This is a genomic window from Streptomyces sp. NPDC002130, assembly GCF_040296465.1.
Lineage (GTDB): Bacteria > Actinomycetota > Actinomycetes > Streptomycetales > Streptomycetaceae > Streptomyces.
The window spans coordinates 1-14078 of record NZ_JBEOXI010000215.1 but is presented as its reverse complement, the minus strand read 5'-3'; the positions used below and the strand labels follow the sequence as shown (position 1 = coordinate 14078).

14 protein-coding genes, 2 tRNA genes and 1 pseudogene are annotated in these 14078 nt (G+C 70.6%); 4 read left to right on the top strand and 13 right to left on the bottom strand.

Annotated features, from left to right (window positions below; genetic code table 11):
* Positions 1-229: 229 nt before the first annotated feature.
* From ABT116_RS31370 to ABT116_RS31330, 9 genes are all read right to left on the bottom strand, one after another.
* A complete protein-coding gene (locus tag ABT116_RS31370) occupies positions 230-1285 on the bottom strand; it encodes a UDP-N-acetylmuramate dehydrogenase (RefSeq protein ID WP_351640734.1) in 1056 nt (351 codons plus the stop codon).
* A 94-nt stretch (positions 1286-1379) separates the two neighbouring features.
* The gene (locus ABT116_RS31365) at positions 1380-1760 is read right to left on the bottom strand and encodes a DUF3291 domain-containing protein (protein WP_351640730.1); all 381 of its coding nucleotides are present in this window, start codon (positions 1758-1760) and stop codon (positions 1380-1382) included.
* A 30-nt stretch (positions 1761-1790) separates the two neighbouring features.
* The gene (locus ABT116_RS31360; RefSeq protein ID WP_351640726.1) at positions 1791-3227 is read right to left on the bottom strand and encodes an MFS transporter; all 1437 of its coding nucleotides are present in this window, start codon (positions 3225-3227) and stop codon (positions 1791-1793) included.
* A 92-nt stretch (positions 3228-3319) separates the two neighbouring features.
* Positions 3320-3874: a TetR/AcrR family transcriptional regulator gene (locus ABT116_RS31355; RefSeq protein WP_351640723.1), complete on the bottom strand. Its 555-nt coding sequence runs from the start codon at positions 3872-3874 to the stop codon at positions 3320-3322.
* 113 nt (positions 3875-3987) lie between these two features.
* Positions 3988-4416 carry a MaoC family dehydratase gene (locus tag ABT116_RS31350; protein ID WP_351640737.1) on the bottom strand — a complete coding sequence of 143 codons (429 nt, stop codon included), beginning with the start codon at positions 4414-4416 and terminating at the stop codon, positions 3988-3990.
* A gap of 8 nt (positions 4417-4424) precedes the next feature.
* Positions 4425-4877: an FAS1-like dehydratase domain-containing protein gene (locus ABT116_RS31345; RefSeq protein WP_351640722.1), complete on the bottom strand. Its 453-nt coding sequence runs from the start codon at positions 4875-4877 to the stop codon at positions 4425-4427.
* A 100-nt stretch (positions 4878-4977) separates the two neighbouring features.
* Positions 4978-5142 carry a 50S ribosomal protein L33 gene (rpmG, locus tag ABT116_RS31340; RefSeq protein WP_003948671.1) on the bottom strand — a complete coding sequence of 55 codons (165 nt, stop codon included), beginning with the start codon at positions 5140-5142 and terminating at the stop codon, positions 4978-4980.
* Between the two features lie 89 nt (positions 5143-5231).
* A tRNA-Met gene (locus ABT116_RS31335) sits at positions 5232-5304 on the bottom strand.
* A 45-nt stretch (positions 5305-5349) separates the two neighbouring features.
* A tRNA-Thr gene (locus ABT116_RS31330) sits at positions 5350-5422 on the bottom strand.
* Positions 5423-5711: 289 nt separating this feature from the next.
* Between ABT116_RS31330 and ABT116_RS31325 the strand changes: the two genes are divergently transcribed.
* Both ABT116_RS31325 and ABT116_RS31320 read left to right on the top strand, forming a co-directional pair.
* A complete protein-coding gene (locus tag ABT116_RS31325; RefSeq protein WP_351640719.1) occupies positions 5712-6971 on the top strand; it encodes an amidohydrolase family protein in 1260 nt (419 codons plus the stop codon).
* A gap of 197 nt (positions 6972-7168) precedes the next feature.
* On the top strand, positions 7169-7825 hold the full coding sequence (locus ABT116_RS31320) for an NAD(P)H-binding protein (protein WP_351640717.1): 657 nt from the start codon (positions 7169-7171) through the stop codon (positions 7823-7825).
* Positions 7826-7852: 27 nt separating this feature from the next.
* Here the strand turns inward: ABT116_RS31320 and ABT116_RS31315 are convergent, their stop codons facing one another.
* On the bottom strand, positions 7853-8065 hold the full coding sequence (locus tag ABT116_RS31315; protein ID WP_351640716.1) for a hypothetical protein: 213 nt from the start codon (positions 8063-8065) through the stop codon (positions 7853-7855).
* 97 nt (positions 8066-8162) lie between these two features.
* Between ABT116_RS31315 and ABT116_RS31310 the strand changes: the two are divergent.
* Positions 8163-9530 (top strand): annotated as a pseudogene (locus ABT116_RS31310) (MFS transporter); the annotation flags it as partial.
* 246 nt (positions 9531-9776) lie between these two features.
* Here the strand turns inward: ABT116_RS31310 and rox are convergent.
* The 3 genes from rox to ABT116_RS31295 form a co-directional block, all read right to left on the bottom strand.
* Complete coding sequence (rox, locus tag ABT116_RS31305) at positions 9777-11207, bottom strand: rifampin monooxygenase (RefSeq protein ID WP_351640710.1); 1431 nt, start codon at positions 11205-11207, stop codon at positions 9777-9779.
* A 391-nt stretch (positions 11208-11598) separates the two neighbouring features.
* Positions 11599-12426: a hypothetical protein gene (locus ABT116_RS31300; RefSeq protein WP_351640708.1), complete on the bottom strand. Its 828-nt coding sequence runs from the start codon at positions 12424-12426 to the stop codon at positions 11599-11601.
* 416 nt (positions 12427-12842) lie between these two features.
* Positions 12843-13418, bottom strand: a complete 576-nt coding sequence (locus tag ABT116_RS31295; RefSeq protein WP_351640705.1) for a hypothetical protein — start codon at positions 13416-13418, stop codon at positions 12843-12845.
* A gap of 408 nt (positions 13419-13826) precedes the next feature.
* Between ABT116_RS31295 and ABT116_RS31290 the strand changes: the two genes are divergently transcribed.
* Positions 13827-14078, top strand: a 252-nt coding sequence (locus ABT116_RS31290; protein ID WP_351640704.1) for a hypothetical protein, incomplete at its 3' end; no start/stop codon positions are given.

Sequence of the window (14078 nt, the reverse complement as noted above, 5' to 3'; positions counted from 1 at the left end):
GTCCGTCCTCGGAACGGCGCGATGGGGTTGCGTGCCGACTGACTGTCCGTTGACGCGCCAACCGCTGCGGGCGGACACCCCCCGACACGACCCCTGCTCGCCGTACGCGGCTGCGGGTCCGCTCAGCCTGCGGGCATGCGTGCCGCTAAGGGCGGCACGGGTGGGCGCAGGCGGCACCTCGTCGCGCCGAGTTGCGCACCCACCCCGCCCCAGCAGCGACGCCGGGTACCTACAGGCTGACCCCGACCGTCACCGGCTCGTTGACCAGGGTGATTCCGAACGCCTCGTGTACTCCGGCCACGACCTCACGGGCCAGGGCGAGGAGGTCCTCGGTCGTCGCGCTGCCGCGGTTCGTCAGCGCCAGGGTGTGCTTCGTGGAGATGCGGGCCGGACCCTCGCCGTACCCCTTCGTGAAGCCCGCCTTGTCGATCAGCCAGGCCGCGGAGGTCTTGGTACGGCCCTCGCCGGCCGGGTACGCCGGGGGCTCCACCCCGTCGCCGAGCCGGTCGCGGACGCGGGCGCGGAACGTCTCGAAGTCCGTGTCCGTGAGGATCGGGTTGGTGAAGAAGGAGCCTGCCGACCAGGTGTCGTGGTCCTCGGGGTCAAGGACCATGCCCTTGCCGGCGCGCAGCTTGAGCACCGTCTCGCGGGCCTGCGCGAGGGGGACGCGATCGCCCGGCTCCACACCGAGGGCACGGGCCGTCTCGGCGTACCGGAGGGGGGCGGACAGGCCTTCGGCGTCCTCCAGGGAGAAGCGGACGCGCAGGACCACGTACCGCTCGGGGTCGGACTTGAAGCGGCTGTGGCGGTAGGAGAACGCGCAGTCCTCGTTGGCCAGCGTGACCGTGTCGCCGGTGCGGCGGTCGTAGGCGACGACCTCGGTGATCGTGGAGGAGACCTCCTGGCCGTACGCCCCGACGTTCTGGATGGGGGTCGCGCCCGCCGAGCCGGGGATGCCGGCCAGGCATTCGATGCCGGCCAGGCCCGCCTCGACCGTGCGGGCGACGGCGTCGGTCCATACCTCGCCGGCGGCCAGCTCCAGCGTCGTGCCGTCGAGGGAGAAGCCCCGGGTGGCGATGACGAGGGCCGTGCCGTCGAAGCCCTTGTCGCCGATGACCAGGTTCGAGCCGCCGCCGACGAGCAGCAGCGGGGTGCCCGTCTCGTCGGCTTCGCGGACGGCGGCGATCACCTCGTCGTCCGTCGTCGCGGTGAGCAGCCGGGTCGCGGGGCCGCCCAGCCGGAAGGTCGTCAGCGGGGCGAGGGGGGCGTCGTGGAGTTCCTGCACGGGCTCAAGAGTACGAGACGGGACTGACGGCGCCGGGCACGCGTGCGTGCGGCCCCTTTCGCGGGAAAGGGGCCGCACGGGTGAGTGGTGGCTCTCAGGGCAGACGGCGGAGCGCCTCGGACCAGGAGAGCGGGAGTTCGTCGCTGTTCACCTGCCACGTGGTGAAGGACGCGTCCCTCATCTGCGGGGCAAGGCCCCGGGAGGCGGGGCCGTGGGCACCGGCGCGGACGAAGGCGTGCAGCGCGTCCTTGGACTCCCAGGCGGACAGGGTCCAAAAGGTCCGCTTCAGGGGCTTCGCCTTGAGGGTCGTTCCGTAGGCGCCGGGGCTGCGGCGGACCTGCCGCCAGACGGCGGGCGTCCCGGCGAGGAACTTCAGGGCTCCCCACAGCGTGCGGGTCTCGAAGCGGGAGGCGAAGACGTGCACCTCGGTGTCGCGGGGCGGGGTGTTCGGGACGGTCCAGGGAAGAGTGGGCATGCCGCTTCTCCTTGTCGGGGTCCTTCGGGGTCAGTGGGCGGCCGTCTCCAGTACCGGTGCCGGTTCGGCCGGGGCCGCCTGCCGCTCGATGCGCCGCCGGGTCGGTATCAGCAGGGCGGCGATGCCCGCCAGTGCGACCACCGCGGAGCCCGTCACCAGGGCGGGCCGCATGCCGTCGACGAAGGTCTGGCCGGTCTCGTAACCGCCCTGGGCCGCGAAGATCGAGGCCATGACGGCGATGCCGAGCGCCCCGCCCACCTCGCGCAGGGCGTTGTTGGCGCCGGAGGCGATGCCCTGCTCCGACGGCCGCACGCTGGACATCACCAGATGCGAGGCGGGGGCGAAGAACAGTGCCATGCCGACGCCGCTGATGATCAGGGCGGGCAGCTGGGACACGTAGGAGGCGTCGGCCGTGGCCACCACCGCCATGTAGCCGAGGCCCAGGGCCTGCAGGAAGAGGCCCGTGGCGACGACCGGGCGGCCGCCGATGCGGTCGGCCAGGATGCCGGCGATCGGGGCGACCAGCATCGGCATGCCGGTCCAGGGCAGCATCCTCAGGCCCGCCTCGGTGGGCGAGTAGCCGAGGACGCCCTGCATGTACTGGCTGAGCAGGAAGATCGAGCCGAACATGCCGAGGAACATCAGCAGGCTGGCCGCGTTGATGCCGGCGAAGGCCCGGGAGCGGAACAGCCTCATCGGGAGCATGGGGTTCTTGGCGCGGGTGCTGTAGAGGACGAAGCCGGCGAGCAGCGCGGAGCCCGCGAACAGGCCCGTCAGGACGAGGGAGCCGGTCCAGCCGTCGGCGGGGCCGCGGACCAGGCCGTAGACGATGCCGAAGAGGCCGCCGCTGGCGAGCAGGGTGCCGGGGACGTCGAGCGGTGCTCCGGTGCCGTGGGACTCGGCGAGGCGCAGCCGGGCGAGCGGCAGCAGGGCCAGGCCCAGCGGGACGTTCAGCCAGAAGATCCACTGCCAGGAGATGTGTTCCGTGAGGGTGCCGCCGACGAGCGGCCCGGAGGCGACGGCGAGTCCGTTGACGGCACCCCAGATGCCGTACGCCATACCCCGCTTGGCGGCGGGCACGGCGGCGGTCAGCAGGGTGAGCGTCAGCGGCATCATCACCGCTGCACCCGCGCCCTGGACCGCCCGGGCGGCGATGAGGGAGTCGATGCCGGGCGCCATGGCCGCCGCGGCGGAGGCACCGGTGAAGACGGCGAGCCCGGCCATGAACAGCCGGCGGCGGCCGAAGCGGTCGCCGAGGGCCGCGCCGAACATCAGCAGGACGGCGAAGGTGAGCGTGTAGGCGCTCACGGTCCATTCCAGGTCGTGCAGGCCGCCGCCGAGGTCCTCACGGATGGAGGGCAGGGCGGTGGTGACGACGAGGTTGTCGAGTGCCGCCATGAACCCGGCGACGCTGGTGATGACGAGGGCCCAGGCGGCTCCCCCGCGACGTGCGGTCTGCTGTGACATCGCTCCCCCATGGAGTGTGTGCGGTGATCGATTAGTTATTGATTACTAACTTTCGAGGTCATGAAAGATGTCCGGCATCCTCGTCTGTCGTGTCAGCTGTCGGAGTCCGACGGGGACAGCCCCGCCCAGACCCGGTGATCGGCCGGGAAGCCCATGGCCACGAGGCAGTTGATGAGCATGCCCTGCGCGAGGAAGGTCGTGGTCTCGTGAGCGTCGGCACCCAGCGGCAGGTGGATGGTGTCCCACAGTCGCATCCAGCCCGCTCGCACGGCCTCACCGAACTCGTGGTCCCCCTCCTCCTCGGCGGCCGCCACGGCGAGATACATCTGCATCTGCATCATCAGCCGCTCCGGCTGCTCGGAGATGGCCTCGACGTACGCGCCACCCATGGCATGGCGGGCCTCTTCGCCTTCCAGCCCCTCGGCCGCCTCCGCGAACATCCGGATGGTGTCCTCGACACACCGCTCGGCCGCCGCAAGGAAGATCGCCTTCTTGCCCGGGAACAGCCGGAAGAGATAGGGCTGCGAGACGCCGACCCGGCGGGCGATCGCCTCGGTCGAGGTGCCGTGGTAACCACCGCGGGCGAACTCGGTCGTCGCCGCCCGGATGACGCTCTCGCGCCGCTCTTCCGCACTCATCCTGGCCATGCAAATGAAGTTAGTGCTCAATCACTAACTCTGTCAAGCGGTGCTGTGCCCGCGCCATGCGTAAGGGGCGCCCCGCATTGGTGAGCGCCCCTTACATCGTCTCGCGAACCGTCTCAGGCCAGTCGTACGACCGCCCTGGACATGCCCAGCACCTTCTGCCCGGCGCTGGTCGCCGTCAGGTCCACGCGGACCGTGTTGTCGTCGAGCTTGGCGGCGACCTTGCCGGCCACCTCGATCACGGCACCCTGGTCGTCGTTCGGGACGACGACGGGCTTGGTGAAGCGGACGCCGTACTCGACGATCGCGCCCGGGTCGCCGGTCCAGTCGGTGACCACCCGGATCGCTTCGGCCATGGTGAACATGCCGTGCGCGATGACGTCCGGCAGGCCGACCTCCTTGGCGAACTTCTCGTTCCAGTGGATCGGGTTGAAGTCGCCGGAGGCGCCCGCGTACCGGACGAGGGTCTCTCGGGTCACGGGGAAGGTCTGCGGGGGCAGTTCGGTGCCGACCTCGACGTCGGCGTAGGAGATCTTCGCGGTCATGGGGTCGCTCACGCCTCCTCGGCCGCGCGGGCCACGAGCTTGGTCCAGGCGGTCACCACGTGCTCGCCGGCCTCGTCGTACACCTCACCGCGGATGTCCACGATGTCGTTGCCCGCGAGGGACTTGATCGCCTCGATGGTGGAGGTGACCGAGAGCCGGTCGCCGGAGCGGACCGGGCGGCGGTAGGCGAACTTCTGGTCGCCGTGCACGACGCGGCTGTAGTCGAGGCCGAGCTGCGGGTCCTGGACGACCTGGCCGGCGGCCTTGAAGGTGATCGCGAAGACGAAGGTCGGCGGGGCGATCACATCGGGGTGGCCGAGCGCCTTGGCGGCCTCCGCGTCCGTGTACGCCGGGTTGTCGTCCCCGACCGCCTCGGCGAACTCACGGATCTTCTCCCGGCCCACCTCGTAGGGCGCGGTGGGCGGGTACGTCCGCCCAACGAAGGACTGGTCGAGCGCCATGGCCCGGCACCTCCTGGTAGCTCTACTGACCGGTACGGGTACCTCAACGACGCGAGGCCGCCCCCGATCACTCGGGAACGGCCTCGCGTACGAGCCTGATTTATCGCGTTTCGCGGTGCGCGGTGTGCGCGTTGCAACGCGGGCAGTGCTTCTTCATCTCAAGACGGTCCGGGTTGTTACGCCGGTTCTTCTTGGTGATGTAGTTCCGCTCCTTGCACTCCACGCAGGCCAGCGTGATCTTCGGGCGGACGTCGGTGGCAGCCACGTGAGTGCTCCTAAGACGAACGGATGGACTGTTTAACGCAAGAAAGAGTAGCCGATCGAAGGACCGACCCCGCAATCGGCTACTGTCAGTAGCGGTGACCGGACTTGAACCGGTGACACAGCGATTATGAGCCGCTTGCTCTACCGACTGAGCTACACCGCTTTGATGTGGTCCGGCCCCGCCTCGCGACGGAACCAGTCACACCAGAGCCCCAAAACGGAATCGAACCGTTGACCTTCTCCTTACCATGGAGACGCTCTGCCGACTGAGCTATTGGGGCGAGCGATGAAGACATTACACGCTCGGCCGCCGTTCGCCCAAATCCGTTTCGAGGCACCCGCCCCGGGCGCTCGGAGCGTCCTCCCGGCAGCCTCGTGAACGCCTCCCGTCCCATGAGCGGACCTTGAACGGACCTTGAACGGACCGAGCCGACATGGGTGGACCGTGCGCGGACCACGCCGGTACGACTATTGCGCTCCTCCCCGCCAGGGGCGTAGGGCCGTCCTAGGCTCGTCTCACTCTGCGTGATCACGCGTCCTCCCGTGCGCAGCCCGAGCCCCTGGAGTGCGATGCCCGACAGCCGGCCGCAGCCACCACCGCCCCCGTCGTCCTCGCCGGGTCCGGCCGACCCGTCGTCGCTGTTGCTGTGCGGGGCGCGGCTCACCGACGGCCGGACCGTGGACGTACGGCTGTGCGGCGGGCGCATCGAGGCGGTCGGCACGGCCGGCAGCCTGGGAGCGGGCGGCACGCGCGCGTGCGGGGCGCGTGTGGACCTCAGTGGCTATCTGCTGCTGCCGGCTCCGGCCGAGCCGCACGCCCACGCCGACACGGCCCTGTCGGCCGACACCGGCGGGCCGGTCTCGTACGAGCCGCAGGACGTGCAGCGCCGGGCGACGGAGGCCGCGCTGCTCCAGCTCGGGCATGGGGCGACGGCGGTGCGGGCGCACGTGCGCGTGGGGGACGTCCAGGGCCTCGGCGCGCTGACGGCCGTGCTGCAGGCGCGGCGGGCACTGCGGGGGCTTGCGGAGCTGACGACGGTGGCGATGCCCCGGGTGCTGACCGGGGTAGCCGGTGCGGACGGGCTGGCGATGCTGCGGGACGCGGTGAAGATGGGCGCCTCGGTGGTGGGGGGCCGGCCGGACCTCGACCCGGATCCGGCGGGGTACGTGGAAGCGGTCCTGGAGATGGCCTCCGAGCACGGCTGCCCCGTCGACCTGCACACGGACGCCGGGGACCCGGCCCGGCTGGCCCGGCTCGCCGCGATGGCGGGCGGACTGCGTCCCGGAGTGACGCTCAGCCCGTGCGGCGACCTCGGCCGGCTGCCCTCCGAGGTGGCCTCGCGGACGGCCGACCAACTCGCGGCGGCCGGGGTGGCCGTGGCGTGCCTGCCGCAGGGCGGCTGCGGCGGCGTCGACCGGCGCGGGGCGGCTCCGGTACGGCTGCTGCGCGCGGCCGGGGTGCGGGTGGCCGCCGGGAGCGGGGCGCTGCGGGACGTGTCCAACCCCGTGGGGCGCGGTGATCCCTTGGAGGCGGCCTTCCTGCTGGCCTCGCGCTACGGGTTGCCGCCCGAGGAGGCGTACGACGCGGTGAGCTCCTCGGTGCGGGCGGTTCTGGGGCTGCCGGAGGTGCGGGTGGAGGCGGGTTTCCCTGCCGAGCTGCTCGCGGTGCGCGGGGAACGGCTCGCGGGGGTGCTGTCCCTGGCGTACAGCCGGATCGTCGTGCACCAGGGGCGCGTGGTGGCGCGGACCAGCGCTGTGCGCGAGTACTGCAGTTCGGCCGCCTCGGTCGAGCTGGGGCTGCCGCGGCAGGGGCGGGGCGAGGTGCCGTAGGCCTGGGGGCGGGCAGGGGTCCCTTGGCCCGGGGTGGGGTGCGGTGCCGTAGGCCTGGGGGCGGGGCGAGGGTGCCATGGGCGTGGGGCGGAGCGAGGTGCCTCGGGCTTGGGGTGGGGCGAAGTGCCGTAGGCCTGCGGCGGGGCGCGGCCCAAGTCGTGCGGCGCACGGTGCTGTCGAGGCGTACGGTCGAAGGCATGCGCATTGTCATCGCTGGTGGTCATGGTCAGATCGCGTTGCGGCTGGAGCGGCTGCTCGCCGCGCGCGGGGACGAAGTGGCGGGGATCATCCGGAAGGCCGAACAGGCCGACGAGCTACGGCAGGCCGGTGCCGAACCGGTCGTGCTCGACCTGGAGTCGGCGTCCGTCGACGAGGTCGCGGAGCGGCTCAGGGGCGCCGACGCCGCGGTCTTCGCGGCGGGCGCGGGGCCGGGCAGCGGGGCGGCCCGCAAGGACACGGTGGACAAGGCCGCGGCGGTCCTCTTCGCGGACGCGGCGGTGAGGGCGGGCGTGCGGCGCTTCGTGGTCGTGTCGTCCATGGGCGCCGACCCGCGTCACCAGGGTGACGAGATCTTCGACGTGTATCTGCGGGCCAAGGGCGAGGCGGACGCGTACGTGCGCGGTCTGGACGCCCTGGACTGGACGATCCTGCGCCCCGGCCAGCTCACCGACGACGCCGGTACAGGTCTCGTACGGCTGGAGGCGCGCACGGGCCGCGGTCCGATCCCGCGCGACGACGTGGCCGCCGTGCTGGCGGAGCTGGTGGACACCTCGGCGACGGCCGGGCTCACCCTGGAGCTGATCGGCGGGCCGGTACCGGTGTCCGTGGCGGTGAAGTCGGTGGCCGGGAACTGAGGTTCGCGGCCGGCGACTCGTCAGGTCCTAGAAGAGGGGCAGTTGGCCGGGGAAGTCCGGGACCGTGTAGCCGTCCAGGGACGGTTGCTCCGGGCCCGGGCGGGCCTGGCGGCGGGAGCCCGGGCACGAGGTGAGTTCGCCGTGCTCGCGAGCGCCGGGCGGGTCGTGGCGTGCGTACCGCCCGGCGACGACGGCGATCTCGCCGCGGCACTCGGGGCAGAGTCTGCGGCGGGAGGACATGGGGCCAGTGTGCCGCGCGGGTCGGACAGCCATGCCTCTCCCCTGCGGCGACGGCCCTTTTTCAGTGCCCCCGTTCACGTTTTTCGCATCCCGATCCGCCGGTCTGACGATGGCCCCCTCCGGCCTGGTCATGATGGCCACGGCTCCCGTCCCCGCCGCCTTGTCCAGGGCCAGGGGCCCGAAGATCACCCTGATGGTCGGTGCGGTGATCGTGGCCACCGGATACGGGCTGAACATCGTGCTGATGTCGGAGCTCTGGCACTTCGTGCTGGTCACCTGCGTCATCGGCGCCGGTATCGGCTTCACCTACGGTTCGATGCCCGCGCTCATCATGGGCGCCGTGCCGGCTTCTGAGACGGGTGCGGCGAACAGCCTCAACACGCTGATGCGCTCCATCGGTACGTCGACCGCCAGCGCGGTGGCCGGGGTGATCCTCGCGCAGATGACGACGGACTTCGGTGGGACGCCCCTGCCGTCCCAGGACGGGTTCAAGGTCGTCCTGGCCGTCGGGGCCGGGGCCGCGCTGCTCGCCTTCGCGGTCGCCTCGTTCATCCCGCGTCAGGGAGGGGCGGAAGCCGGCGTGGCCGAGGCGGGGGTTGCGACGGGTTCGGTCGGTGGGGAACCGGTGGCGGCGACTTCGGTCGGGGGCGAGCCGGTTGCCGAGGCGCCCGCCGGGGTGGCCGTGACCGGTGCCGACCCGGCCGGGGTCCCCGTGCGGGGCCGTGTGCTGAGGGCCGATCGGACGGCGGTCGGCGGGGCCGCGGTGACGTTGATCTCGCTGGGCGGAAAGCAGCTCGGGCGGGCGGTCTCGCGGGGTGACGGTTCGTACGGCGTGGATGCTCCGGGCGCCGGATCGTACATCCTGATCGCCGCGTCGGAGGGCTGTCAGCCGCAAGCCTCCACGATCGTCGTGGCCGGTGAACCGATGGTGTACGACGTGCTGCTGAGCGGCACCAGCGGCCTCGCCGGGGTGGTGCGCTCCGCGGACGGCGGGACGCCGGTCGCCGAGGCCGTGGTCATCGTGACGGACGCGCGCGGGGAGGTGCTGGCCACAGGTCGGACGGACGTACTGGGCGAGTTCGCGGTCACCGACCTGGTGCCGGGGCCGGTGACCCTCGCGGTCAACTCCCCCAAGCACCGGCCGCTGGCCCAGGTCGTCGAGATCGGCGGGGCCGGGACCACCCGGGTCGCGCTCGAACTGCGGCCCGGCGCGCAGGTGCGGGGCACGGTGCGCGCAGGGGGCGCACCGCTCAGCGACGCGCGGGTGACTCTGGTGGACGCGGCGGGCAACGTGGTCGCCACGACCCGCACCGGCCACGATGGTGCGTACGCCTTCTCCGACTTGGACACCGGCGCGTACACGGTCATCGCGACCGGCTACCCGCCCCGCGCGACACCGCTGACCGTCCCGGGTACCGGTGTGGACGACCACGACATCGAACTGGCCCACGCCGGCGGCGAGTAGGCCGCCCGGGGGATGCGGGGGGGGGCGGGCTGGTATGCGAGGGGGCTGGGGGCGCACCCGGGGCGTGCCGGGGAGGGCGGGCCCGGGGGCGTCCGGGGAGGGTGGGCTCGGGGGCGTCCGGGGAGGGTGGGCCCGGGGGGCCGTGCTGGGGGACGCGCGCCGGTGGGGGTGACGGGCGCCGGCCGGGGGTGGGGCGCCCGGCCCGCCCGCATGCCGCACCACCCCCACCGGCCGCACGAAGCCGCTTCAGCCGGTCGCCGATCCGAACCACCGCGGCAGCCGCTCGAACAGGTCCTGCTGGTCGTCGCCGATCCATGCCACGTGTCCGTCCGGCCGCAGCAGCACCGCGGGCACGTCGAGTTCCTCGCTGACGTCGACGACGTGATCGACCCGGTCCGACCAGCCCGCCACCGAGAGCCGGCCGCCGGTCTGGTCGAGCAGCAGCCCGCGGCCGTCACGCATCCGCTCGTAGAGGCGGCCCCGCTGCAACCGCACGTCCCGCAGCCTCCGGCCGAGCAGTTCGTGGCCCTCGCCGCAGTCGTAGCGGACGGCGATCGCGGTGACCTTCTCGATCAGGAGCCGGTTCACGTCCTCGAAGTCCATCAGCTCCGCCAGGAGCCGGCGCACGGCCTGCGGCCCCGGCTCGGGCGCCAGCAAGTGCATCTGCGCGCGGGTGTTGTCCAGCACTGCGGCGGCCACCGGATGGCGTTCGGTGTGGTAGCTGTCCAGCAGCCCCTCCGGTGCCCAGCCGCGCAGTTCGGCGGCCAGCTTCCAACCGAGGTTGAAGGCGTCCTGGAGACCGAGGTTGAGCCCCTGCCCTCCGGTCGGCGGGTGGACGTGCGCGGCGTCGCCGGCCAGCAGGACCCGGCCTGTGCGGTAGCGCTCGGCCTGCCGAGTGGCGTCGCCGAAGCGGGAGAGCCAGCGCGGGGAGTGCACACCGAGGTCGGTGCCGGCGAACTTGTGCAGCTGCTGCCTGAATTCCTCGAAGGTCGGCGGGGCCGTGCGGTCCTCGGCCACGCCCTCGGCGGGCACGATGACACGGTGGACCCCGTCTCCGATCGGCATGGCGCCGAACCGGAAGTGGGTCTTGCGGACTTCGGCCATCACGGCCGCCAGTTCCTCCGGCGACGCGGCCACCTCCATCTCGCCCATCAGCGTCTCGACCCTGGAGGGCTCGCCGGGAAAACCGACGCCGAGCAGCTTGCGCACCGTGCTGCGGCCGCCGTCGCACCCGACGAGGTAGCGGGAGCGCAGTCGCGTGCCGTCGGCCAGCTCGGTGGTCACACCGTCGTCGTCCTGGCTGAGGCCGACCAGTTCGCAGCCGCGCCGGATCTCGGCGCCGAGCTCGGCCGCGTGCTCGGCCAGCAAGCGGTCGGTGACGGGCTGCGGGATGCCGAGGACGTACCCGTGCGCGGTGTCGAGCCGGCCGGGTGCCGGTTTGGCGAGCCCGGCGAAGAAGCCGCCGAGCGGGTGCTTGCTGCCCTCGGCGAGGAAGCGCTCCAGCAGCCCGCGTTGGTCCAGCATCTCGATGCTGCGCACGTGGAGTCCGAGCGCGCGAACGTACGGGGTCGGCTCCGCCTCCTTCTCCAGCACGAGCACACGCACGCCGTGCAGCCGCAGCTCCCCGGCCAGCATCATTCCGGTCGGGCCACCGCCGGAAATGACCACATCGATCAAGGCAGACCCCAATTTTCGCCCGTTTCTGACTTCAGGCCGAAGATTGTGCGGCACAACAGGGGTCTTGCCGCAAGGCCCCCCTTGCGCTATACGTTGAGAGTGGCAAGGAGCAGGTGACTCCTTGCCTTTCTCATGTGCGCCGAAGCCTCTCACTTCTCTACGTAACGGCAGGTCAGAGGCCTTCAAACAGGCCGCTGCGCACGACCGTTGAGCTGAAAGAACGTCGATTTCGGGGACGTCGATGTGATGAGGGAACGTCGACGCGAGGGAAGCGGAAAGCCCTCTCTCATCTGCGTTTCCGGAGATGAGAAAGGGCTTCGCCGGTGTTACGGCGCCAATAGCCGGGCCAGGGAAAGCTGAACCCGCGATCCCGGCCTGGTTGCCGAGGGCGTCAGCGCACGTCGACGTAGTCGGCCGCGCTGGTGGCGACGCCGGTCGTGGAGTTGCCGTAGTACACCCAGCGGAACGAGCCGTCGACCGAGGCGGTGACCGTGGTCTTCAGTCCCCCGGTGCTGCTGGTGGTGGCCTTCTTCAGAGTCTTGTAGCTGTCGGTGCCCTTGGCGCGGAACTGGAGGCTGACCGTACGGCCGCTGTAGGCGTCGTACTTCTTCGTGCTCCAGTTCGCCCGGGTCAGCTTGCCCGTGACGGTGATCGTCTTGCCCTTGGTGACCGGCTCCGGCGAGGCGTTGGTGGTGGCCTTGGCCGCGCGCTTCAGCTGGGCGGTCGTGGACCGCGTCTCCAGTTCCCCGGTCTTGAGGCCGCCGTCGGCCTTCCACAGCTTCAGCGAGACGCCGACCTTCCAGGTCGTGGCGTCGCTGTTGGAGTCGACGTGTTCCTGGCTCGGGTGCGGGTCGATGTAGAGGTCCCCCTCGCAGCGAGCGTGCTTGGAGTCGATCTCGTAGCAGGTGTAGCCGCCCGGCTGGATGAAGTTCTCGCCCGAGTCGGCCGCCGTCGTGATGCTGCCGCGGTAGAGGAAGGGGTACGCGTCGTAGCGGGAGGGGTCTGAGGTGCTGTACCCGGAGGGCAGCGCGATGTTGAAGCTGATGGGCGGCTCCACCACCTTCGTCGTGCCGACGACGATCGGCTTGCCGTTGTTGATGACGATGTCCGACACGGTGATACCGGTGTCCGCCGCCTGGGCCGCCGGCGCGTTCAGCACCGAGAGCCCCAGCGCCCCCACGAGCGTGGCCACCGCGACGGTTCGTCTGCCTGTTTTCATTACACCTCTTCAGAAGGGTGCCGTTACAAAGAGGCGGCAGCCTATCTGACGCGGTCATGCCCTCCGGCCCGCGAGGTGGAGTGATCATGCTCACGCCCCGGGGGGGGGGGGGGAGCCGGGGGCGGCGGGGCGACCAGGAGGAGGCAACGACAAACCCCCTCCGACCAGGTGAACAACCTGATCAGAGGGGGTCTTCCCCAGTGTGGCGGCGCCAGGATTCGAACCTGGGAAGGCTGAGCCGGCAGATTTACACACCGCGCGGCGCTCAGGCGCTCATTTGCGTCTTCCTACCTGATGTTGCCTCGCTGCCCCACAAGTTCCCCACGCGAGCACGCCGAGGCCGCGCGGCTTCCTGTTGCGATCGTTGGGCCACAACCTGCGGCACACCGATGCGGGGGCGCTACCTCCAAGTTGCGCTAAGTAGAAGAAGCCGGAGTCTCATCAGTCTCCACGGGGGGACCTGAGACGATGAACGTGTGCAGCTCCTGCCCCTCAGGCCAGCGGGCAAGTATCTGATCGACGTAGGCATCGCGCACGGGAAGGGCCTCAGAACGTAGAAAGGCACCGAGGCAGGCAATACTGTCCGCGCACAGAGCCATTCCGTGCCCGCGACGCTCGACGTCGCTACGGGAATCGCCGATCGGCCCGATCTGTGTATATAAGGCGTTGACAGTGAGTCGGGACCTGAGTTCGGCATCGGGCAGCCACTGCGAATGCAACTGGATCGTTGCATGGTGGTGCTGCAAGGCCCTCCGGTAGGCGCGCTGCTCCTCCTCGGCGGCACCGTACGAGCCCAGCCGCAGGCTGTGTTGCATAGCCAGCAGCTCGGCCAGGATCTTTTCTGCTGCTGCAACCGCTTCGCCCCGCAGCCTCGCGGTCCTTGCTTCCCGGGTGCCATGTCGCTGCTGATACACGACCCCGCCGAACGTAGCGCCAGCACCTGCTCCTACACCAATCAGCCCTACCAGCGCACTGAGCACCGATGCGTCCATCCGAGGATGGTCGCATCGGTGCTGAGCGCAGGTCATCGAAACCCGAAAACCAGCGACCCACCGAAGACCTGCCATGAGCCGGCCGCGGTCTGCGCGTGGTCAGCAGCTGAGCAGTACCAATGCCTACCTTCCGTTACCTCGCCCCGCACCTGCCCCACCAGCAGGCACCGGGACGGGTCCGAAGCACAGGTCGCTGTCGGCTCGCCTGCCGGATCCGGCGGTAGGCGAGCCGCTCCAAACTCACGACCACGCCCCAAGACCGTGGATCGAACCTCAGAGCGGCTCATGCAGATCCGCAGCAACCGACACAGCGACCGGAGCGCCAGATGTCGCGAAACGGCCTCGCTTCGCCGCTATACGAGGGTAGAATCCGCTAATCAGCTATTACGCTCACTGTGCGGGGGATCGATGGACCGTGTAACCAAGGCATATCTGGACGCTTTCCGCACCGAACAGTCTATCGAGAAACTGAGCGAATCGGACGCCTTCGAGCTATTCGCCGACTATTGTGTGATCTCCGACTCGTACGACGACGAGTTTAACGTGACCGATGTCCACACGGGTGGAGGTGACGACCTGGGGATTGACGGAATCGGCGTGATTATAAACGGGAGCCTCATCAGTTCGGGTGAAGACATGGAAGGTCTTCTGAAGGTCAAC